The sequence below is a fragment of the Klebsiella sp. WP4-W18-ESBL-05 genome, from assembly GCF_014169075.1.
In the GTDB taxonomy this organism is placed as follows: domain Bacteria; phylum Pseudomonadota; class Gammaproteobacteria; order Enterobacterales; family Enterobacteriaceae; genus Kluyvera; species Kluyvera ascorbata_B.
This window is the reverse complement of the sequence record NZ_AP022057.1, coordinates 1,688,616-1,711,046: the sequence shown is the minus strand read 5'-3', so window position 1 is coordinate 1,711,046 and position 22,431 is coordinate 1,688,616. Positions and strand designations below refer to the sequence as shown.

General features: G+C 56.7%; 14 protein-coding genes. 5 read left to right on the top strand and 9 right to left on the bottom strand.

Annotated elements, in window-relative coordinates; all coding sequences use genetic code 11:
* Nucleotides 1-2,283, top strand: coding sequence for a formate C-acetyltransferase (gene pflB, locus H7R58_RS08190; RefSeq protein WP_106928846.1), 2,283 nt, complete (start codon nt 1-3; stop codon nt 2,281-2,283).
* A 206-nt stretch (nt 2,284-2,489) separates the two neighbouring features.
* Complete coding sequence (gene pflA, locus H7R58_RS08185) at nt 2,490-3,230, top strand: pyruvate formate lyase 1-activating protein (RefSeq protein ID WP_106928848.1); 741 nt, start codon at nt 2,490-2,492, stop codon at nt 3,228-3,230.
* Nucleotides 3,231-3,364: 134 nt separating this feature from the next.
* Here pflA and H7R58_RS08180 read toward each other — a convergent pair whose 3' ends face one another.
* The 9 genes from H7R58_RS08180 to lrp all read right to left on the bottom strand — a co-directional run bounded on the left by H7R58_RS08180 (nt 3,365) and on the right by lrp (nt 17,261).
* On the bottom strand, nt 3,365-4,516 hold the full coding sequence (locus H7R58_RS08180) for an MFS transporter (protein ID WP_106928849.1): 1,152 nt from the start codon (nt 4,514-4,516) through the stop codon (nt 3,365-3,367).
* Nucleotides 4,517-4,775: 259 nt separating this feature from the next.
* Entirely contained in the window at nt 4,776-5,639 is an 864-nt protein-coding gene (locus tag H7R58_RS08175) for a dimethyl sulfoxide reductase anchor subunit family protein (RefSeq protein WP_182929190.1), read from the bottom strand.
* 1 nt (nt 5,640) lies between these two features.
* Complete coding sequence (locus H7R58_RS08170; RefSeq protein ID WP_182929191.1) at nt 5,641-6,258, bottom strand: DMSO/selenate family reductase complex B subunit; 618 nt, start codon at nt 6,256-6,258, stop codon at nt 5,641-5,643.
* A 10-nt stretch (nt 6,259-6,268) separates the two neighbouring features.
* Nucleotides 6,269-8,713, bottom strand: coding sequence for a dimethylsulfoxide reductase subunit A (gene dmsA / locus H7R58_RS08165; protein ID WP_182929192.1), 2,445 nt, complete (start codon nt 8,711-8,713; stop codon nt 6,269-6,271).
* A 197-nt stretch (nt 8,714-8,910) separates the two neighbouring features.
* On the bottom strand, nt 8,911-10,203 hold the full coding sequence (gene serS, locus H7R58_RS08160) for a serine--tRNA ligase (protein ID WP_106924449.1): 1,293 nt from the start codon (nt 10,201-10,203) through the stop codon (nt 8,911-8,913).
* Nucleotides 10,204-10,295: 92 nt separating this feature from the next.
* Nucleotides 10,296-11,639 carry a replication-associated recombination protein RarA gene (gene rarA, locus H7R58_RS08155; RefSeq protein ID WP_106924450.1) on the bottom strand — a complete coding sequence of 448 codons (1,344 nt, stop codon included), beginning with the start codon at nt 11,637-11,639 and terminating at the stop codon, nt 10,296-10,298.
* A 9-nt stretch (nt 11,640-11,648) separates the two neighbouring features.
* Nucleotides 11,649-12,260 carry an outer membrane lipoprotein periplasmic chaperone LolA gene (gene lolA, locus H7R58_RS08150; protein WP_106924451.1) on the bottom strand — a complete coding sequence of 204 codons (612 nt, stop codon included), beginning with the start codon at nt 12,258-12,260 and terminating at the stop codon, nt 11,649-11,651.
* Nucleotides 12,261-12,383: 123 nt separating this feature from the next.
* A complete protein-coding gene (gene ftsK / locus H7R58_RS08145) occupies nt 12,384-16,646 on the bottom strand; it encodes a DNA translocase FtsK (protein ID WP_182934693.1) in 4,263 nt (1,420 codons plus the stop codon).
* 120 nt (nt 16,647-16,766) lie between these two features.
* Nucleotides 16,767-17,261 (bottom strand): leucine-responsive transcriptional regulator Lrp, encoded by a 495-nt coding sequence (gene lrp / locus H7R58_RS08140; protein WP_000228469.1) that lies wholly within the window; start codon nt 17,259-17,261, stop codon nt 16,767-16,769.
* Between the two features lie 551 nt (nt 17,262-17,812).
* Between lrp and trxB the strand changes: the two genes are divergently transcribed.
* From trxB to cydC, 3 genes are all read left to right on the top strand, one after another.
* Nucleotides 17,813-18,778, top strand: a complete 966-nt coding sequence (trxB, locus tag H7R58_RS08135; RefSeq protein WP_106924453.1) for a thioredoxin-disulfide reductase — start codon at nt 17,813-17,815, stop codon at nt 18,776-18,778.
* Between the two features lie 123 nt (nt 18,779-18,901).
* On the top strand, nt 18,902-20,668 hold the full coding sequence (gene cydD / locus H7R58_RS08130) for a heme ABC transporter permease/ATP-binding protein CydD (protein WP_106924454.1): 1,767 nt from the start codon (nt 18,902-18,904) through the stop codon (nt 20,666-20,668).
* On the top strand, nt 20,669-22,393 hold the full coding sequence (gene cydC, locus H7R58_RS08125; RefSeq protein ID WP_182929194.1) for a heme ABC transporter ATP-binding protein/permease CydC: 1,725 nt from the start codon (nt 20,669-20,671) through the stop codon (nt 22,391-22,393).
* Nucleotides 22,394-22,431: the final 38 nt, after the last annotated feature.

Sequence of the window (22,431 nt, the reverse complement as noted above, 5' to 3'; positions counted from 1 at the left end):
ATGTCCGAACTTAATGAAAAGTTAGCCACAGCCTGGGAAGGTTTTGCGAAAGGTGACTGGCAGAATGAAGTAAACGTACGTGACTTCATCCAGAAAAACTACACTCCGTATGAGGGTGACGAGTCCTTCCTGGCTGGTGCTACTGACGCGACCACAGCTCTGTGGGACAACGTTATGGAAGGCGTTAAACTGGAAAACCGCACTCACGCGCCAGTTGACTTTGACACCGCCGTTGCTTCCACCATTACTTCCCACGACGCTGGTTACATCAACAAAGCGCTGGAAAAAATTGTTGGTCTGCAAACTGAAGCTCCGCTGAAACGTGCTCTTATCCCGTTCGGTGGCATCAAAATGATCGAAGGTTCCTGCAAAGCGTATAACCGCGAACTGGACCCGATGATCAAAAAAATCTTCACCGAATACCGTAAAACGCACAACCAGGGCGTGTTCGACGTTTATACTCCGGACATCCTGCGCTGCCGTAAATCCGGTGTTCTGACCGGTCTGCCAGACGCCTACGGCCGTGGTCGTATCATCGGTGACTACCGTCGTATCGCCGTATACGGTATCGACTACCTGATGAAAGACAAATTCGCTCAGTTCACCTCTCTCCAGTCTGACCTGGAAAACGGTGTAAACCTGGAAGCGACTATCCGTCTGCGTGAAGAAATCTCCGAACAGCACCGTGCGCTGGGTCAGATCAAAGAGATGGCTGCTAAATACGGCTACGACATCTCTGGTCCGGCTACCAACGCTCAGGAAGCTATTCAGTGGACTTACTTCGGCTACCTGGCCGCTGTTAAATCCCAGAACGGCGCTGCAATGTCCTTCGGTCGTACCTCCAGCTTCCTGGATATCTACATCGAACGTGACCTGAAAGCAGGCAAAATCACTGAACAAGAAGCTCAGGAAATGATTGACCACCTGGTCATGAAACTGCGTATGGTTCGCTTCCTGCGTACCCCTGAGTATGATGAACTGTTCTCCGGTGACCCGATTTGGGCAACTGAATCCGTCGGTGGTATGGGCGTTGATGGCCGTACTCTGGTCACCAAAAACAGCTTCCGTTTCCTGAACACCCTGTACACCATGGGCCCGTCTCCGGAACCGAACATCACTATCCTGTGGTCTGAAAAACTGCCGCTGGCGTTCAAAAAATTCGCCGCAAAAGTGTCCATCGATACCTCTTCTCTGCAGTATGAGAACGATGACCTGATGCGTCCGGACTTCAACAACGATGACTACGCTATCGCTTGCTGCGTAAGCCCGATGATCGTTGGTAAACAAATGCAGTTCTTCGGTGCGCGTGCAAACCTGGCGAAAACCATGCTGTACGCAATCAACGGCGGCGTTGATGAAAAACTGAAAATGCAGGTTGGTCCTAAAACTGAGCCAATGAAAGGCGACGTTCTGAACTACGACGAAGTTATGGATCGTATGGACCACTTTATGGATTGGCTGGCTAAACAGTACGTCACCGCGCTGAACGTCATCCACTACATGCACGACAAATACAGCTACGAAGCTTCTCTGATGGCGCTGCATGACCGCGACGTTATCCGTACTATGGCTTGCGGTATCGCTGGTCTGTCCGTTGCTGCTGACTCCCTGTCTGCAATCAAATATGCGAAAGTTAAACCGATTCGTGATGAAAACGGTCTGGCTGTTGACTTCGAAATCGAAGGCGAATACCCGCAGTTTGGTAACAACGACGCTCGCGTCGATGACATGGCGGTTGACCTGGTTGAACGTTTCATGAAGAAAATTCAGAAACTGACGACTTACCGTAACGCTATCCCGACTCAGTCTGTTCTGACCATCACCTCTAACGTGGTTTATGGTAAGAAAACCGGTAACACCCCAGACGGTCGTCGCGCTGGCGCGCCATTCGGCCCAGGTGCTAACCCAATGCACGGTCGTGACCAGAAAGGTGCTGTTGCCTCTCTGACTTCCGTTGCTAAACTGCCGTTTGCTTACGCTAAAGATGGTATCTCTTACACCTTCTCTATCGTTCCGAACGCACTGGGTAAAGACGACGACGTTCGTAAAACCAACCTGGCTGGTCTGATGGACGGTTACTTCCACCACGAAGCGTCTATCGAAGGCGGTCAACACCTGAACGTTAACGTAATGAACCGCGAAATGCTGCTCGACGCGATGGAAAACCCGGAAAAATATCCGCAGCTGACCATCCGCGTATCTGGCTACGCAGTACGTTTTAACTCCCTGACTAAAGAACAGCAGCAGGACGTTATTACCCGTACCTTCACTCAGTCCATGTAATGGATTTGACTGAAATCGCGATTTAAAAAGCGTACAATAAAGGCTCCACGTCAGTGGGGCCTTTCTTATAACTGCCCTACTCTCTCCGAGCCTATTTTGCCTGCTAACTTCTATAATCAGGTTAACAAGCAAAATAAACTCAAGACGGCCTGAAATAATGATCGTCACCCTGCCGGACGCGGGGAAGAACTGGAGATAATACTGCAATGTCTGTAACTGGTCGCATTCACTCCTTTGAATCCTGTGGCACCGTCGATGGCCCAGGCATCCGTTTTATTACCTTCTTCCAGGGCTGCCTGATGCGCTGCCTGTACTGCCATAACCGCGATACATGGGATACCCACGGTGGCAAAGAAGTCACCGTTGAAGAACTAATGAAAGAAGTGGTGACCTATCGCCACTTTATGAACGCGTCCGGCGGCGGCGTCACCGCATCCGGCGGCGAAGCCATTTTACAGGCTGAGTTCGTGCGCGACTGGTTCCGAGCGTGCAAGAAAGAAGGTATTCATACCTGTCTGGACACCAACGGCTTTGTGCGTCGTTACGACCCGGTCATTGATGAGCTGCTGGAAGTCACCGACCTGGTGATGCTCGACCTCAAGCAGATGAACGACGATATCCATCAGAATCTGGTTGGCGTATCTAACCACCGCACGCTCGAGTTTGCGCAGTACCTGTCGAAGAAAGACGTGAAGGTCTGGATCCGCTATGTGGTGGTCCCGGGCTGGTCAGATGACGATGACTCCGCGCACCGCCTGGGCGAGTTCACCCGCGATATGGGCAACGTCGAGAAAATCGAACTGCTGCCATACCACGAGCTGGGCAAACACAAATGGGTAGCCATGGGCGAAGAGTACAAGCTCGACGGGGTGAAGCCGCCGAAGAAAGAGACCATGGAACGCGTAAAAGGCATTCTCGAGCAGTACGGTCACAAGGTTATGTACTGATCCCTTCTGGCCAGTAGCTATACCTGGCCTGACAATGCTGATGACGAAAAACCCGACGCTAAGTCGGGTTTTTTGTTGTCTGTCTCGGCACGACAGGCGACGAAAAAATCAAGAGGCGCGCTCGCGCCAGCGCATCAGGCGTGGGCAACCGGGGTTGGATGATGCCCGGCTTTGCGCAGCAGCATCATCAGGTAGACGAACGACACCCCGGCAATCATGATAAACAGCAGGTTATCTGAGTAGCTTTGCATCAGCATGGCGGTCAGCGTAGGCCCTACCAGGCTGCCGATGGTGTAGCTTAGCAGCAGCGCCTGATTCATTGACACCAACTGGTGGTGCTCGACCTTCTCACAGGCCCAGGCCATCGCCACCGGATAGAGCGTAAAACCGGCGGCACCAAGGATAAACAGCGCCGGTGCCATCATTGCCTGGCTTAGCATCCCCAGACAGCCGACAATCACCACAAATACCTGCACGCGCAGTACCAGCAAACGACCAAAGCGATCCGCCAGACGGCCTATTGGCCATTGACCCAAAATACCGGCGCTGACCATCACCGCCATCCAAAAACCGATACCGGAATCGCTGACGCCACGATGGTTTAAATACAGCGGCATCAGCCCGTACAGCGAGCCCAGCACGATGCCGGAAATAATACAGCCATTCACCCCAAGTCGCGCCTGACGCAGCTTGAACATTGGCCAGACGCGCGCGTTGGCGTCCTGCTGTTCATCTTTCTGGTTCAGGATACGGGTAAACAGCAGCGGCAGAATACCGGCCAGGATAACGCCGGTCATCAGCGGCAGAATGGTCGCCAAATCGGTCGGTAGTTTACTCACGATAAGCTGGCCGAGCACGGTACCGATGTAATACATCATCATGTAGGCCGCCAGCAGACGCCCGCGATTGCGCGAAGTACCACTGCACATCAGCGCGCTTTCCACCACCACCCAAATCATGGCGCAGCCGACGCCGGCGATAAAACGCCAGAACATCCAGCTCCAGAAGCCCACCATAAAGCCCAGCCCCACGCAGCCCGCGGCGAAGATAAGCGACGCAATATAGTAGCTGAAGTTAAAGCCAAGACGCTTAATCAGACGCCCGGTCAGCATCGTACCCACCAGGTTACCGGTGAAATAGGATGAACCAACCATCCCAACCTGCCAGGTTGGCAGATTTTCATGGGCGAGCCAGAGCGGGACGAGCGTGTTGAGTACCGCGATCGCCAGCGTCAATAACAAAAGGCCACAGAGCAATAACAGCACTGGGCGGGTATAGGTGGACATGGGCTAAAAACCGTGAGGATAGACAGATTTCGAGCGCATCATGCCACTGCTAAAAACATTGTCAATCCACCTGATTTGTGTCGGAAGCGGCTTTCTGGCACCACGATTGATGTTTCTTATTCAGCGCAGCGGCATAACGACATTCATCAAATCTATCTGATTGTTTTTACTGAAAATGAAAGGAATAAATGGAAAGGGTTCAGTTGAAAAAATTCATGAACAAAAAGTGCCAGGGCGAGGCCGCCCCGGCACGTTTTATTTAGCTGGCGACCGCCATCCCGACGGTCATATGCAGACCGTAGAAGACGCCACGGCCGATCAGTTCACCGACCAGCACCAGCACAAATGCCAGACTCAACAGCGGCAGCGCCGGCTGGTAGCCCTTAAGCTGCGGCACCACCCAGCACACCAGCGCCAGCGCAATGGCCGCAACGCGCCACGCCATCAGGGAGCCGTAGTTCGGGACCAGTGCGGAAGCCTGCTGGATTGAGCTATGGATTGAAGCCAGCTCAACGCCCTGCATCAGCGAAACAACCGCGCTAACGCCCAGCGCAGCCAGGCTCACCACCGGCAGCAGACGCAGCGCCCAGCCTTCGACACCCGCCCAGCGCAGCAGCAGATAGCCGAGCAGCGGACCGCCGATAAACAGCGTCAGGAAGAAGCTCAGCGGCGTCCAGATGCTATACCAGGTCGGTACGGTATCGATGGTGTTATACACACGCACCATCATCCACACGAAGACCACACTCAGCACCATCGTCACCACCAGCCAGACGCTACGCAGCGCGCAGGAGAGCTTATTGGTGACGGCCAGCAGCCAGCCAATGCCCCCCACGGCGAAGAAAATCGCGCCGCTGGCAATCTCGTTGCTCAACGACGAGGCCCCCACGCGGTTAAGCGAGTTAAATGCGCGCATCGGCGAGCCGAGGTGCAGCGTCGAGGCAATAAAACCAATGCCCATCAGCACCCACAAAGCGAACATACTCAGCACCACGCGCTGCTGCTGCTCGCGCGCCAGCTGCCCTTTCATCAGCGCCAGCGCCAGGACGATAAATCCGCCGGCAACGCACTGCCCAAAGACCGTGAAGATCATCAGCGGCCATTCATGCCATCCACTTCCCATCTCACACCTCCTTCGGGTTCGCCAGGTAGCCAGTGGTATCGCCGCACGGACGTGCATTGGCGTTAGGTTTAATCACAATGCTCGGCTTGGTAAAGTGAGCCGACGGCAGCGGCGCAACGGCCGCCAGCTGCCCGTGCTTCTGGCGAAGCTCTTCAATCGGCCCGAAGTCCAGCGCGCGCAGCGGGCAAGACTCGACGCAGATCGGTTTTTTGCCTTCCGCCACGCGTTCGTGGCAGCCGTCGCACTTGGTCATGTGGCCTTTTGCCGCATTGTACTGTGGGGCACCGTACGGGCAGGCCATATGGCAGTAGCGACAGCCGATGCAGACGTCTTCGTCAACGACCACAAAGCCGTCTTCTCGTTTATGCATCGCGCCGCTCGGACACACTTTAGTACAGGCCGGATCTTCACAGTGGTTGCAGGCGATGGACAGGTAATAGGCAAAGACGTTCTGATGCCAGACGCCGTTATCTTCCTGCCAGTCGCCGCCGGCGTATTCATAAATACGGCGGAAGCTGACGTCCGGGGTTAAGTCTTTGTAATCTTTACACGCCAGTTCACAGGTTTTACAGCCGGTGCAGCGTGCCGAATCAATAAAAAAGCCATATTGGGTGGTCATCGGTTACTCCTTACACCTTCTCGACCTGAACAAGGTTCGTGTGCGATGGATTGCCTTTCGCCAGCGGCGACGGGCGCTGCGTGGTCAACACGTTAATGCTGCCCGCCTGGTCAATACGCTTGGCATCCGGGTCATACCATGCCCCCTCGCCCAGCGCCACGATACCCGGCATCATGCGCGGTGTGACCTTAGCTTCAATATGCACTTCCCCACGATCGTTAAAGATGCGCACGCGATCGCCGTTGGCGATGCCGCGTTTTTTCGCATCCAGCGGATTAATCCACATTTCCTGACGGCAGGCCGCCTTCAGCACGTCAACGTTGCCATAGGTGGAGTGAACGCGTGCTTTATAGTGGAAGCCGGTCATCTGCAGCGGATACTTCTCAGCTAGCGGATCGTTGTAGTTTTCAAAGCCCGGTGTGTAGATCGGTAACGGATCGATAACATCACCTTCCGCCAGTTCCCAGGTGGCAGCGATTTTCGCCAGCTCCTGCGAGTAGATCTCAATTTTGCCCGACGGCGTAGTTAGCGGATTGGCCTGTGGGTCTTCACGGAACGCTTTATACGCCACGTGATGCCCTTCCGGATCGCGCTGCTTGAAGATGCCCTGCTTGCGGAACGTATCGAAGTCCGGCAGCTCAGGCACTGCCTGGCGGGAAAGTTCGTGCAGATGACGCATCCATCCTTCCTGCGTGCGCCCTTCGGTAAACTGCTGCTCAACGCCCATGCGTTTAGCCAGCTCGGTCGTCATGTCGTAAATCGTCTTACACTCGAAGCGCGGCTTAATCACCTGATCGGTGAAGATGACGTAAGACATGTTGCCGCAGGATGCATCCAGCGCGAAGTCCATCTGTTCGGATGCCGTGCAGTCCGGCAGCAGGATATCGGCATACTTCGCCGACGAGGTCATGTGGCAGTCGATGACCACTATCATTTCGCACTTCTTGTCATCCTGCAGGATTTCATGGGTGCGGTTTATCTCAGAGTGCTGGTTAATCAGGCAGTTACCGGCATAGTTCCAGATCATTTTGATCGGTACGTCCAGCTTATCTTTGCCACGCACGCCGTCACGCAGGGCCGTCATTTCCGGGCCGCGAACGATCGCATCAGTCCACATGAACATAGAGATGCTGGTTTGAACGGGGTTTTCCAGCGTTGGCATACGCTCAAACGGCACTTCATAGGAGCCTTCACGCGCCCCGCTGTTACCGCCGTGAATGCCCACGTTGCCGGTCAGAATGGACAGCATAGAAATGGCACGGGTCACGATTTCGCCGTTCGCGTGACGCTGCGGCCCCCATCCCTGAGAGATATAAGCGGGCTTTGCGGTGGCGATTTCACGCGCTAGTTTGACAATGCGCTCGGCCGGAATACCGGTAATCGTCGATGCCCATTCCGGCGTTTTTGCCGTGCCATCACTACCCTGACCCAGAATATAAGCCTTGTAGTGGCCATTGGCCGGCGCGCCTTCCGGTAGCGTTTTTTCGTCGTAACCCACGCAGTATTTATCGAGGAACGGCTGATCGACCAGATTTTCGGTGATCATCACCCACGCCAGCGCGGAAACCAGCGCCGCATCGGTACCCGGACGAATCGGGATCCATTCATCTTCGCGGCCTGCCCCGGTATCGGTATAGCGCGGATCGACAATGATCATGCGCGCATTCGATTTCTGCCGCGCCTGCTCCAGATAGTAAGTCACCCCGCCGCCGCTCATGCGCGTTTCGCCAGGGTTGTTACCAAACAGCACCACCAGTTGGCTGTTTTCGATATCGGACGGGCTGTTGCCGTCAGCCCAGCCGCCGTAGGTATAGTTCAGGCCCGCAGCAATCTGCGCAGAGGAGTAGTCGCCGTAATGGTTCAGATATCCGCCGCAGCAGTTCATCAGGCGCGCAATCAGCGTTTTGCCCGGCGGCCAGGAGCGGGTTAACGTTCCTCCCAGGGTACCGGTGCCATAGTTGAGATAAATCGATTCATTGCCGTAATCTTTGATCAGGCGTTTCATATTATCGGCAATAGTATCAAAGGCTTCTTCCCAGCTAATACGCTCGAATTTACCTTCACCACGTTTGCCTACCCGCTTCATTGGGTATTTCAAGCGATCCGGGTTGTAGACGCGGCGACGCATTGAACGCCCGCGCAGGCAGGCACGAACCTGGTGCAGCCCGTCGTAGTTATCATCGCCGGTATTATCGGTTTCTACGTACTTAATCTCGCCATCGACAACATGCATGCGCAGCGGGCAGCGGCTTCCACAGTTTACCGTGCACGCACTCCAGGTGACGCGTTCCGCTGCCGTTGCCGGGTCCAGCGCTTCGGCAGCATTAACGATACGGCTAAACGGGAGCGTAAAAGCACCGCTGGCCATCGCCAGGCCGCTAATGGCCGTGGTTTTCATTAAACCACGACGGCTGACCTCGGCTGCCAGTAAAGCATCGGGGGTTTCAGTTTTCATGGATACTCACTTCGTTGCTGACATTGAAAGTTTCGCTATATAGATTCTTATATAACGAATTGCTATTATTATAGTGTTTTATGCTATTGCTAGTTCGAAGGGAGTATTAAACGTTCTACCAGGAGAGGTATTGTTCGGTATCAATAGGGATATAAAAAAAGCGCCTTGCGGCGCTTTTTTTGTGAAACAGTCGAGGATTAACCGATAAATTCCAGACCGTTCATATATGGACGCAGCACCTCTGGTACTTCAATGCGGCCATCAGCCTGCTGGTAGTTTTCCAGCACGGCAACCAGCGTACGCCCTACCGCCAGCCCGGAACCGTTGAGGGTATGGACCAGACGGGTTTTCTTATCGGACTTGCTGCGGCAGCGAGCCTGCATGCGGCGCGCCTGGAAATCCCAGACGTTAGAGCAAGAGGAGATCTCGCGGTAGGTATTCTGCGCCGGAACCCAGACTTCGAGGTCATAGGTTTTGCAGGCACCGAAGCCCATGTCACCGGTACACAGGATGATTTTACGGTATGGCAGACCCAGCAGCTGCAGGACTTTTTCTGCGTGACCGGTCATTTCTTCCAGCGCCGCCATAGAATCTTCCGGACGAACGATCTGTACCATTTCAACTTTGTCGAACTGGTGCATACGGATCAGACCACGCGTGTCACGACCGTAGGAACCCGCTTCAGAGCGGAAGCACGGCGTGTGTGCGGTCATTTTGATCGGCAGATCGTCTTCGTCGATGATTTCATCGCGAACGAGGTTAGTCAGCGGCACTTCCGCCGTTGGGATCAGCGCATAGTTGCTGCTGTCAGCTTCTTCTTCCAGCGGACGTGTATGGAACAGGTCACCGGCAAATTTCGGCAGCTGCCCGGTACCGTACAGGGTGTCCTGGTTGACCAGATAAGGCACATAGTTTTCGCTATAGCCATGCTGTTCGGTGTGCAGATCCAGCATGAACTGCGACAGCGCGCGGTGCATACGGGCGATCTGGCCTTTCATCACGACGAAACGTGAACCGGTCAGCTTAACGGCGGCAGCAAAGTCGAGGCCGCTGTGCATTTCACCCAGCGTCACATGATCGCGGATCTCGAAATCGAATTCACGCGGCGTACCCCAGCGGGAGACTTCAACGTTGTCGTTTTCGTCTCGACCGATCGGTGCGTCGTCGTGCGGGATGTTCGGGATGGTCAGCGCGATATCGCGAATCTCTGCCAGCAGAACGTCCAGTTCGGATTTCGCGGCATCCAGCTGTTCGCCGAGCTTGTTCACTTCCAGGCGTAAAGGCTCAATATCTTCCCCGCGTGCTTTCGCCTGGCCGATGGATTTCGATCGCGAGTTACGCTCTGCCTGCAGATTTTCAGTTTCTACCTGCAGCACTTTACGACGCTCTTCGAGAGCGCGAAGTTTATCTACATCCAGCTTAAAGCCCCGGCGTGCCAGTTTTTCTGCGACTGCGTCTGGCTCTGTACGCAGCAGATTGGGATCGAGCATGCTTATCCTATGCTTATCGAATTGAAAGTGGAGTATGCGACCACAGCCCGCGGTCGCAGAGGTACGTTGACAACATTACCGCAACGCCTGCGCTAGCGGTAGCGTTTTGTGCGGCTATTTTGATCCTGTTCAGCGAGCCAGGCGAGCTTTTCGCCAATCTTGCCTTCAAGACCCCGATTGGTCGGGTGATAGTAGCGAGTTTGCGCCATTTCGCTGGGGAAATACTCTTCACCGGCGGCGTAAGCGTTCGGTTCATCGTGGGCGTAGCGATACTCTTGCCCGTAGCCCATCTCTTTCATCAGTTTGGTCGGCGCATTGCGCAGATGCACCGGTACGTCGTAATCCGGTCGTTCACGCGCATCGGCCATCGCCGCTTTAAACGCGGTGTACACGGCGTTGCTTTTCGGCGCACAGGCAAGGTAAACAATGGCCTGCGCAATGGCTCTTTCGCCTTCGGCCGGGCCAACGCGGGTGAAGCAGTCCCAGGCTGAAATCGCAACCTGCATCGCGCGCGGATCGGCATTGCCGACATCTTCGGAAGCAATCGCCAGGCAGCGGCGCGCAACGTACAGCGGATCGCCTCCGGCGCTGATAATGCGCGCATACCAATACAGCGCCGCATCCGGCGCGCTGCCGCGCACCGACTTGTGCAGCGCGGAAATCAGATCGTAGAAACGGTCGCCTTTGTTATCAAAACGGGCGCTGCGTTCGCCGGCAATTTCGGTCAGTAGCTGCGGCTGGAGTACGCGCTTACCCGCCTCGTCAAGCTCGGCCATATCGGCCATCATTTCCAGCGTATTCAGCGCTCTACGCGCATCACCGTTAACCAGCTCCGCAATCGCCCGCCGGGTTTCGTCCGGCAGGACAATATCCTGCCCGCCGTAGCCGCGCGCCTTGTCGTCCATCGCCTGAGTGAGCACTTGCTCAATATCCTCGGTGGTGAGCGATTTCAGCAGATAAACGCGCGCCCGGGAAAGCAGCGCCGAGTTCAGTTCAAACGAGGGGTTTTCCGTGGTTGCACCAATGAAGGTGATGGTGCCGTCCTCAATATGCGGCAGAAACGCATCCTGCTGGCTTTTATTGAAGCGGTGAACTTCGTCAACGAACAGAATAGTGCGACGCCCGGCATTGCGGTTCTGCCGCGCGCGTTCAATCGCTTCACGGATCTCTTTCACCCCGGAGGTAACGGCAGAAATTCGCTCGACGTCGGCATTCGCGTAGCGAGCAATCACTTCCGCCAGCGTGGTTTTGCCGGTGCCAGGCGGCCCCCAGAGGATCATCGAGTGCAGATGCCCCGCCTCAATGGCTCGCGGCAGCGGCTTACCGGCAGCCAGCAGGTGCTGCTGGCCGATGTACTGCGCTAAGTTCTCTGGCCGCATACGCGCGGCCAGAGGTTGAAACGTATTCTCTGAAAAATCGAGCGACAGGTTGCTCACGCCGACCTCTTACTTACGCTGATCGTCCACCGTCACGCCCTGCGGCGGCGTAAAGGTGAATTTGGAGGCATCCACCGAGCCGTTCTGCTGCGATTTCAGCTGATAACTGCTACGCTGATCGTCCTGCTCGATGGCGCTGAACTGATGGATGGTGCCATCGCGGCCAACGTTGATGGTGAATTTCTTCAGGTTACCGTTGTTGCCGCGCGGCGTTAACACAAAATCATCGCCATTTTGCTGAATGTTATATTGCTGCCAGTCGCTGGCCTGGTTACGGGCAATCAGCATAAACGGCGTATTGCCGGTAGCGTCTTTCAGCCAGGTCGCGGTCGCCTGCTCGACGAACGGGTTGTAGAACCACAGGGTTTTACCGTCAGAAACCAGAATGCTTTCATCCGGCTGCGTCATATGCCAGTTGAACAGATTCGGGCGTTTCACCCACAGATCGCCCTGACCATCCTGCACCGCATTACCGCTGCCATCGGTGACTTTTTGCGTGAAGCTGGCGTGGAAGCTGCTGACTTTATCCAGACGGCTTTTCAGGTCACCGGCGGCATCAGCCCATACGCTGCTGACAACAAAGCTGGAAAGTAATGCACACGTGATCGCGATCTTTTTCATTGTTATTTCCTTAAATAGCCTCATGCTCCCGCCAGGAGAGCTTCTGTCACTCACTCTAAAACGTCATTATGAGCGGCGACAGAAGAAAATACTGAATTTTGACTTATTTACCCATCTTTGCAATCAATCGAACGGCGGCGGCGCAAGCACCTCACGGTTGCCGTTGTGCCCCTGTTCGCTGACGATCCCCTGTGCTTCCATCTGTTCGATAATGCGCGCCGCACGGTTGTAGCCAATACGGAACTGGCGCTGAACGCCAGAGATAGACGCTTTACGTTTCTGGGTAACAAAGTTGACCGCCTGATCGAACAGCGGATCTAACTCCTCGCCGCCGTCAAAACCACCGCCGCCACCTTCGCTTTCGCTGTCGGAGGTGATGCCGTCGATATACTGCGGACGACCGCGTGCTTTCCAGTCCTGAACCACCGCATGCACTTCCTGGTCGCGAACAAACGCGCCGTGAACGCGAATCGGCGTATTTGAGTTAGGCGCGGCGTATAGCATATCGCCCATCCCCAACAGGGATTCCGCACCGCCCTGATCGAGGATGGTACGGGAGTCGATTTTACTGGACACGGTAAACGCAATACGCGTCGGAATGTTAGCTTTGATGAGGCCGGTGATCACATCCACCGACGGACGCTGGGTCGCCAGAACGAGATGGATACCCGCCGCACGTGCTTTCTGTGCCAGACGTGCAATCAGCTCTTCCACTTTTTTACCGACGGTCATCATCAGGTCGGCAAATTCATCAACCAGCACCACGATGTACGGCAGTTTTTCCAGCACCGGATGGGTGGCGTCCATACTGTCACCCGGCTTCCAGTAAGGATCCGGAATCGGACGCCCCATACGAGCGGCTTCGGCAATTTTTTCGTTATAACCAGCAAGGTTTCGCACACCCAGCGCCGACATCAGCTTGTAGCGACGTTCCATTTCGTTGACGCTCCAGCGCAGGGCGTTTGCGGCGTCTTTCATATCCGTGACCACTTCCGTCAGCAGGTGCGGAATCCCCTCATAGACCGACAGTTCCAGCATTTTCGGGTCGATCATGATGAAACGCACGTCTTCCGGCTGCGCTTTGTAGAGCATACTGAGGATCATGGCGTTGACGCCGACCGACTTACCGGAACCGGTAGTACCGGCCACCAGCAGGTGCGGCATTTTCGCCAGATCGGCCACCACCGGCTCCCCGGCGATGTCTTTACCCAGCACCACGGTCAGCGGCGACGGGTTATCGCGGAATTTATCGCAGTCCAGCACTTCACGCAGGTACACGGTCTGACGCTTTTTGTTCGGCAGTTCCAGGCCAACATAAGGCTTGCCAGGGATCACTTCCACCACGCGCACCGCCACGGTCGACAGCGATCGCGCCAGGTCACGAGACAGGTTAGAAATTCGTGCCGCCTTCACGCCAGGCGCCAGGTTCAGCTCGAAGCGGGTGATAACCGGGCCCGGCGAGTAGTTCACCACATCGGCCTTAATACGGTAATCCGCCAGGCGAGTTTCGACCAGGCGCGCCATCTGCTCCAGCGCAAAGGTGTCTACCGGTTCGACTTCCGTCGGCGGTGGGGTCAAGAGATCCAGCGACGGCAGCGGTGTCGTCGGCTTTTGCAGAGGACGGTCGTCGCCGTTACGCATCAGCAGCGGGTGAATCAGGCTTTCCTGCGGCGGTGTTGCCGGCTGCGGCGGCACGTACTGCGGCTGCTGAACCTGCGGCTGCTGCGCTGCATATTGAGGTGCCTGCTGCGGCTGAGCATACTGCGGCGTCTGCGGCTGCCCATACTGAGGCTGATGGACGCTCTGCGCATGCTGCGTCGCCTGCGGCTGCGCGTATTGCTGAGGCTGCGGTGTCGCAGGCTCCGGCATCACGCCAGGGGTAAAGAGCGGCGCTTTTGGCGTATCGTCCACCAGCGTTTTCATTGGCGAAAATTCGAAATCATCGAGGGAGAACGGATGAGCGCCTTCCGGCTGTTCGCTGGCATAGCGAGTCTGTTGCGAAGCCGCAAACTGGCGCGCCAGCTCGGCTTCAGCGACCGCGTCAGCATCCTCTTCCGCGACGACATCCTCTTCGACGTGCGCTTCGCCGTAGCGTTGTTGCTGGGAGGCAGCAAACTGGCGTGCCAGCGCATCCTGCTCGAGCGCATCGGCTTCTTCATCGCTGAGCGGGGTATGATCGTCATGCTGATAGCGCTCGGCTTCACGCGCGGCGCGCTCTTCGGCCATCCGCTGCGAAGGCAGCTTAATTCCGTAGGATGCCAGTTCACGGCGAGTCGGCACGCGAACGCGATTCGGACGCGGCAGTTTCGGGCCAATGCCCTCTTTCACCTGCGGGCGCGGGCCTTCTGCCGGGCTAAACAGCGGCGCTGAGGCCGCGGCTGTCGCAGCGGCACCCGCAGCAACGGCCGCATGGCGAACGCTCGCCGCCACCGGGGCAACCGGCGCTGTTGGCTCAGGGATCGACACTGGCGTTGAGGCAGCAGGCATTGACGCCGCGCGCGCTTCTACCGGCGCTAAAGGCTCAGGGATAGGCTGATACCATGCCGCCAGTTGCTCACGCTCGCGCGCACGTTTTTCTTCCACTTCTTCGAAGTAGTAAAGCGGTGGGCGATGTGCGGGTTTAACCTCTTCTTCCACAACCGGCTCTGGCTCAGCGACAGGTGTCGGCTCAGGCTGAGCGATATACTGCGGCTCCTCGTAAACCGGCTGCTGCGGCTGTGCGTACTGCGGCTCGACATAAGCGGGCTGCGGCGGCTGCGCGTACTGTGGCTCGACATAAGCGGGCTGAGGCGGCTGCGCGTACTGTGGCTCTGCATAAACAGGCTGCTGCGGCTGCGCGTACTGCGGTTCTGCATAAGCAGGCTGCTGCGGCTGCGCGTACTGCGGATCGGCATAAGCAGACTGCTGCGGCTGCGCATACTGCGGTTCTGCATAAGCAGGCTGCTGCGGCTGCGCGTACTGCGGTTCTGCATAAGCAGGCTGCTGCGGCTGCGCGTACTGCGGTTCTGCATAAGCAGGCTGCTGCGGCTGCGCGTACTGCGGTTCTGCATAAGCAGGCTGCTGCGGCTGCGCGTACTGCGGTTCTGCATAAGCGGGCTGCTGCGGCTGCGCGAAAAGCGGGTCCACATAATCATGCTGCTGCGGCTGCGCGTACTGCGATTCTGCATAAACAGGCTGCTGCGGCTGCGCGTACTGCGGGTCGGCATAAACAGGCTGCTGCGGTTGTGCCAACAGCGGGTCGGCATAAACAGGCTGCTGCGCTGGCGGCCAACCCTCTGGCGCGGGCGCAATCACCGGCTCCGCGGCAACGGGATGGGGAACAGACTGCCACTCAACGCCAGGTTGCTCGGCAGCAGGCGCTGCAGTCTGCATCGGGTCAGCGGCCCATGCTGGTGTCGATGCCGCAGCGGCTGCGGCAGACAGCGGATCGGCCACTGAATGTCCGTTCAGCAGCGGGTCGTATTCATCGTACTCCGTCGCGCGTGCTGCGCTGGCGCCGGAGAAAAGAACGTCATCAGGATCCGCTGCGGCGACATAGTGCGACGCCGCTTCCGGCTCATCCATTCTGCGGCCGGAAAAGAGCGCTTCGTCGGTCTTGCGCCCCATCGGATTAGAGAATTTTTCGGCTATGCGTTTACGGCGGGCCAGCGCACCGCGCAGGATACGAGCGCGGCGGGATTCATGCACGGCTTTGCGCGCAGGCTCACCTTCATCCTCGTACTCGTCTTCGTCGTCGTATTCGTCTTCATCAACCCAGGTATCATCGCGACGCGTACGGTTACTGGCAAAGGTGAGGATATTCAGTATCCAGCTGCCCATTTTCTCGGCAATGCTCCCCCATGACCAGCCGGTAAACAGCGTCAGACCCGCAGCCCAGATACACAACAGCGCAATGGTGCCGCCGCTGCTGTGCAGCATCGGCTGTAGCGCCGTGCTGAGCAGGCTGCCAATCACGCCTCCGGAAGCAAAGTACCAGATATCATCGGCGTTGATAGCGGCCAGGCCGCAGGAGGTCAGAATAATCGCCAGCACGCCAATCAGGCGCAGGGAGACGGCGAAATAGTCGATGTAATCTTCGCTGGCACGGTGTCGCCAGGCAAACCAACAGCCGCCCACGATAATCACCGGGATGGTGTAGGCCATCACGCCGAAGATAAAGAACAGCGTATCGGCAAGCCATGCGCCGGATGCGCCGCACAGATTATGGATAGGTTCGTGCCAGGCCGTTTGCGACCAGCTGGGATCGGAAGGATTGAAGCTCAGTAGTGCTGCCATTAACCAAACGGCAAAAATGGCGCATAGGAGAAGTAACGCCTCAAGGAGCCGGCGTCCGCTGCTGAGTTTAGTGAGTTTGACTTCTTTGTCTTCTGTATATTCCTGGCTCAAGAAAGGCTCTCCAGGTGCCAAATGCTAAAACGGACAACAGTGTCAGATTGCGCCGACACTGTTGCTGTATGGATTAACAGGAGTGTAATCAAACTACGCTGATTTTGCACCTGTTCCGTTTTAGCGGGTCTTAATTACCAGACGATTACTCTGCTTGACCTCTTCCATCACGACGTAGGTACGGGTGTCGTTGACGCCCGGCAGGCGCAGCAGGGTCTCGCCAAGAAGCTTACGGTAAGCCGACATATCCGGTACGCGGGTTTTCAACAGGTAGTCGAAATCACCGGATACCAGGTGACACTCTTGAATTTCTTCAAGTTTTTGCACGGCGGCGTTAAATTGTTCAAACACGTCCGGCGCACCGCGATTCAGAGTAATCTCAACAAAAACCAGCAGCGATGCATCCAGATAATGCGGGTTCAACAGCGCGGTATAGCCCTGAATAAACCCTTGTCGTTCCAGACGACGTACGCGCTCAAGGCACGGGGTCGGAGAAAGTCCTACTCTTTTGGAAAGCTCGACGTTCGAAATACGCCCATCTTTTTGCAGCTCATTGAGAATGTTGCGGTCGATGCGGTCGAGATCTTTGCCAGGGCGTTTTTTACTATCTACCATTATTATTGTCTCTCTGTATTCCTTCCCTACTCCTGTCTTGACTCTGTGCACTTCACTGTTCAGAGCCTTCTCCCGATTTCAATACGCCATTGTTGCTGCAACGACGTATATCCCAGGGTTTGCGTATGAGAAGCCCCGGCGCCTCGCGGCAACTCTCCGACATCACGTATGGTGTCTGTCCACACCATACGTAGATTTCAGTGATCCGGGTAAAAATGGCATTTGCGTGCATGAAAATTCACCGCACGCGAAACACTGCTTTTCTTCTTCCTTGAATGTTGTCGCAAAAGCACAGGGGATTGTCAAAGCAAAACATCTTTTTTTAGTACAACATGCCAGATATTCATTATCACCGGGGCCTGATTCACATGTAATCGTCTTATAATTAGGCAGCGGACAGTAGAAAGAGTTATATTTTTTGATGTTAAAATAAGCAATCAATCGGTTCACTCTATTGCACATATCGTTAACAAAACCGCTGTGCTCTTTTTTTACGTCTACAAATTCCCTACAATCCCAAACCATGTCTGCCAAACAATTATGGGGATCTCATGGGCACGGCCAAACACAGTAAACTGCTTATCCTTGGTTCTGGACCTGCGGGATACACCGCTGCGGTCTATGCTGCACGCGCAAACCTGCAACCGGTTCTGATTACCGGGCTGGAAAAAGGCGGTCAGCTGACCACCACCACAGAAGTGGAAAACTGGCCCGGCGATCCAAACGATCTGACGGGTCCGCTGCTGATGGAACGTATGCATGAGCATGCGACCAAATTTGACACCGAAATTATTTTCGATCATATCCACAGCGTCGATCTGCAAAACCGTCCGTTCCGCCTGACCGGCGACAGCGGCGAGTACACCTGCGACGCGCTGATCGTCGCGACCGGCGCGTCTGCCCGCTATCTGGGCCTGCCGTCAGAAGAAGCGTTCAAAGGGCGCGGCGTTTCCGCCTGTGCCACCTGCGATGGTTTCTTCTACCGCAACCAGAAAGTGGCGGTCATCGGCGGCGGCAATACCGCCGTTGAAGAAGCGCTGTATCTGTCCAACATTGCGTCGGAAGTACACCTGATTCACCGTCGTGATGCTTTCCGTGCGGAAAAAATCCTGATCAAGCGTCTGATGGATAAAGTGGAAAGCGGCAATATCGTGCTGCACACCCACCGCACGCTGGAAGAAGTCACCGGCGATCAGATGGGCGTGAGCGGCCTGCGTTTGCGTCACACGGAAAGCGATGACATTGAGTCGCTGGACGTCGCGGGCCTGTTTGTCGCTATCGGCCATAGCCCGAATACCGCGATTTTCGAAGGTCAGTTAGAACTGGAGAACGGCTACATCAAAGTGCAGTCCGGGATCCACGGCAACGCCACCCAGACCAGCGTACCTGGCGTGTTCGCCGCGGGCGACGTCATGGACCACATTTACCGTCAGGCAATTACCTCTGCGGGCACTGGCTGTATGGCAGCGCTGGACGCAGAACGCTACCTCGACGGTCTGGCTGACGCCTGCAAATAATCTTTACAAGTCAGTAACAAAAGTAAAAAAGGCGACGATAAGTCGCCTTTATTTTTTCTGCGATGTAACATTGCCGCGCCTATAACAGAAACCATTATCCATAAGCCACCTGCTAAGCGCCCAATGAATAAAAGTCGCCAACACGAACTCACCCGCTGGCTCAAACAGCAAAGCGTCCTGTCGCGCCGCTGGTTGATGCTCTCCCGCCTGCTCGGTTTCGCCAGTGGGGTACTGATTATTGCGCAGGCCTGGCTGCTGGCCCGCATACTCCATCACATGATCATGGAGAGTATTCCGCGCGAGGCGCTGCTGATGCCGTTTATTCAGCTTGTGCTGGTGTTTGTGCTGCGAGCCTGGGTCGTGTGGCTGCGCGAGCGTGTGGGCTTCCATGCCGGGCAGCAAATTCGCTTTGAGATCCGTCGTCAGGTGCTGGACCGATTGCAGCAGGCTGGCCCGGCATGGATTCAGGGCAAACCTGCCGGCAGCTGGGCAACGCTTATCCTTGAGCAGATTGACGACATGCATGACTACTACGCCCGCTATCTGCCGCAAATGGCGCTGGCCGTCTGCGTGCCGCTGCTGATCGTCGTGGCGATTTTCCCTTCGAACTGGGCTGCCGCACTCATTCTGCTGGTCACGGCCCCGTTAATCCCGCTGTTTATGGCGCTGGTAGGGATGGGCGCCGCCGATGCTAACCGCCGCAACTTCCTTGCCCTGGCGCGCCTGAGTGGCCACTTCCTGGACCGCCTGCGGGGGATGGACACCTTACGTATTTTCGGCCGCGGCGAAGCCGAGACCGACAGCATTCGCGAAGCCTCGCAGGATTTCCGCCAGCGCACCATGGAAGTCCTGCGCCTGGCGTTTCTCTCCTCTGGCGTGCTGGAGTTCTTTACGTCGCTATCGATTGCGCTGGTGGCGGTGTACTTCGGTTTCTCCTACCTGGGCGAGCTGAATTTCGGCAGCTACGGCGCCGCGGTAACGCTTTCCTCCGGCTTCCTGGCGCTGATTCTGGCACCAGAATTCTTTCAACCGCTGCGCGATTTAGGCACATTTTACCATGCTAAAGCGCAGGCGGTGGGTGCCGCCGATAGCCTGAAGACCTTCCTTGAAGCACCGCTGGCGCACCCGGAGCAGGGAGACCAGATACTGGATACCAGCGAGCCGGTTTCGTTAAGCGCGCAGGATCTGTTTATCACCTCGCCGGAAGGCAAAATGCTCGTCGGCCCGCTCAATTTCACGCTCCATGCCGGGCAACGTGCGGTGCTGGTCGGGCAAAGTGGTTCAGGGAAAAGCTCGTTGCTTAACGTCCTGGCCGGATTCCTGCCCTACCGCGGCTCGCTCAAGGTTAACGGCGTCGAACTGCGCCATCTTCAGCCGGAAGGCTGGCGTCAGCTGATGAGCTGGGTGGGCCAAAACCCGCAGCTTCCGGCCGCCACGCTGCGCGAGAACGTGCTGCTGGGCAACCCCGACGCGAGCGAACAGCAGCTGCATCAGGCGCTGGAAAAAGCGTGGGTTAACGAGTTTCTGCCGCAGTTGCCCGAGGGTATCGACACCGCCGTTGGCGAACAGGCGGCGCGTCTGTCTGTCGGCCAGGCGCAGCGCGTTGCCGTCGCCCGTGCGTTACTCGCGCCTTGCCGCCTGCTGCTGTTGGATGAACCGGCCGCCAGCCTGGACGCGCACAGCGAAAGGCGCGTGATGCAGGCGCTGACCGACGCCTCTACTCAGCAAACCACGCTGATGGTCACTCACCAGTTGGAAGGCCTTGCTGAATGGGATGCCATCTGGGTCATGGAAAACGGCCAGATTATCGAACAAGGGACGTATCAGCAGCTGCTGGACATGCAGGGCGTGTTTGCCAGCCTGCTGGCCCATCGTCAGGAGGAGATCTAAATGCGCGCACTGTTGCCTTATCTGGCGCTCTATAAACGCCATAAATGGCTCTTAAGCCTCGGCGTGGTTCTGGCGATCGTTACCTTACTCGCGAGCATTGGCCTGCTGACGCTGTCAGGCTGGTTCCTTTCTGCCTCGGCGGTGGTCGGCTTTGCCGGCGCCTACAGTTTTAACTACATGCTGCCTGCTGCCGGTGTGCGCGGCGCGGCTATCATCCGTACCGCCGGGCGCTATTTTGAGCGTCTGGTCAGCCACGATGCAACCTTCCGGGTGTTAGCGCATCTGCGGGTATTCACCTTTAGCAAGCTGCTTCCGCTTTCTCCTGCGGGGCTGGCGCGCTTTCGTCAGGGCGAGCTGCTCAACCGTATGGTGGCAGACGTCGATACTCTGGACCATTTGTACCTGCGGGTCATTTCGCCGCTGGTGGGCGCGCTGGTGGTCATTCTGGTGGTCACCGCCGGTCTGAGCCTGCTGGACGTCAGCCTGGCGCTAACGCTCGGCGGGATTATGCTTGCCACGCTGCTGATTCTGCCGCCGCTGTTTTATCGCGCAGGTAAACCAACCGGCGAGCAGCTCACGGCGCTGCGCGGTCAGTACCGTCAGCAGTTAACCGGCTGGCTCCAGGGCCAGGCCGAGCTGACCATTTTCAACGCCAGCGACCGCTACCGTAAGCAAATGGAACAAACCGAGCTGAACTGGCACGATGCCCAGCGTCGCCAGTCAGAACTGACCGCGCTTTCTCAGGCGTTGATGCTGCTGATCGGTGCCGTGGCGGTCGTCTCGATGCTGTGGCTGGCAGCAGGCGGCGTTGGCGATAATGCCCAGCCGGGCGCGCTGATCGCGCTCTTCGTCTTCTGTGCGCTGGCGGCCTTCGAAGCGCTCGCCCCGGTGACCGGCGCCTTCCAGCATCTGGGGCAGGTTATCGCCTCGGCGCTGCGCGTCAGCCAGATTATCGAACAGCAGCCGGAAGTCACCTTCCCACAGCAGGCCGCCGCCGCGCCTCATCAACAGGTGGCGCTCACCCTTGAACAGATTACCTTTACCTATCCGGAGCAGTCGCAGCCGGCGCTGGATAATCTGACGCTGCACGTCGCGGCCGGTGAACATATTGCTATCCTTGGCCGGACCGGCTGCGGTAAATCGACCCTGCTGCAGCTACTGACCCGAGCCTGGGATCCGCAGCGCGGCCGTATTCAGCTGAACGATACGCCTCTCAACCAGTTGGACGAACACACGCTGCGCCAGACCATTAGCCTGGTGCCGCAGCGCGTACATCTGTTCAGCGCAACGCTGCGCGACAACCTGCTGTTGGCCAGACCCGATGCCAGCGATGAAAAGCTGGCAAACGTGCTGCGCCGCACCGGTCTGGAAAAGCTGCTGGAAGACGCCGGGCTCAACAGCTGGCTGGGCGAAGGTGGCCGTCAGCTTTCCGGCGGCGAGCTGCGCCGCCTGGGCATTGCCCGCGCGCTGCTGCACGATGCGCCGCTGATGCTGCTGGATGAACCCACTGAAGGGCTGGACGCCACGACGGAGAATCAGATTCTCGAACTGTTGGCGGACGTGATGCAGAACAAAACGCTACTGATGGTCACCCATCGCCTGCGTGGTCTGGCGCGATTTAATCAGATAATTGTCATGGACAACGGGCAAATTATTGAGCAAGGTAATCATACAGAACTGCTGGCAAAACAAGGTCGTTACTACCAGTTTAAACAGCGTCTGTAGACTATGATTGAGTAAACTTTGTCTCGTGGGGTTATCGC

What these genes read in the sequence shown, in the direction of transcription:
- pflB (WP_106928846.1), top strand. Translation starts at nt 1, where the DNA reads ATGTCCGAACTTAATGAAAAGTTAGCCACAGCCTGGGAAGGTTTTGCG.
- pflA (WP_106928848.1), top strand. Translation starts at nt 2,490, where the DNA reads ATGTCTGTAACTGGTCGCATTCACTCCTTTGAATCCTGTGGCACCGTC.
- H7R58_RS08180 (WP_106928849.1), bottom strand. Translation starts at nt 4,516, where the DNA reads ATGTCCACCTATACCCGCCCAGTGCTGTTATTGCTCTGTGGCCTTTTG.
- H7R58_RS08175 (WP_182929190.1), bottom strand. Translation starts at nt 5,639, where the DNA reads ATGGGAAGTGGATGGCATGAATGGCCGCTGATGATCTTCACGGTCTTT.
- H7R58_RS08170 (WP_182929191.1), bottom strand. Translation starts at nt 6,258, where the DNA reads ATGACCACCCAATATGGCTTTTTTATTGATTCGGCACGCTGCACCGGC.
- dmsA (WP_182929192.1), bottom strand. Translation starts at nt 8,713, where the DNA reads ATGAAAACTGAAACCCCCGATGCTTTACTGGCAGCCGAGGTCAGCCGT.
- serS (WP_106924449.1), bottom strand. Translation starts at nt 10,203, where the DNA reads ATGCTCGATCCCAATCTGCTGCGTACAGAGCCAGACGCAGTCGCAGAA.
- lolA (WP_106924451.1), bottom strand. Translation starts at nt 12,260, where the DNA reads ATGAAAAAGATCGCGATCACGTGTGCATTACTTTCCAGCTTTGTTGTC.
- lrp (WP_000228469.1), bottom strand. Translation starts at nt 17,261, where the DNA reads ATGGTAGATAGTAAAAAACGCCCTGGCAAAGATCTCGACCGCATCGAC.
- trxB (WP_106924453.1), top strand. Translation starts at nt 17,813, where the DNA reads ATGGGCACGGCCAAACACAGTAAACTGCTTATCCTTGGTTCTGGACCT.
- cydD (WP_106924454.1), top strand. Translation starts at nt 18,902, where the DNA reads ATGAATAAAAGTCGCCAACACGAACTCACCCGCTGGCTCAAACAGCAA.
- cydC (WP_182929194.1), top strand. Translation starts at nt 20,669, where the DNA reads ATGCGCGCACTGTTGCCTTATCTGGCGCTCTATAAACGCCATAAATGG.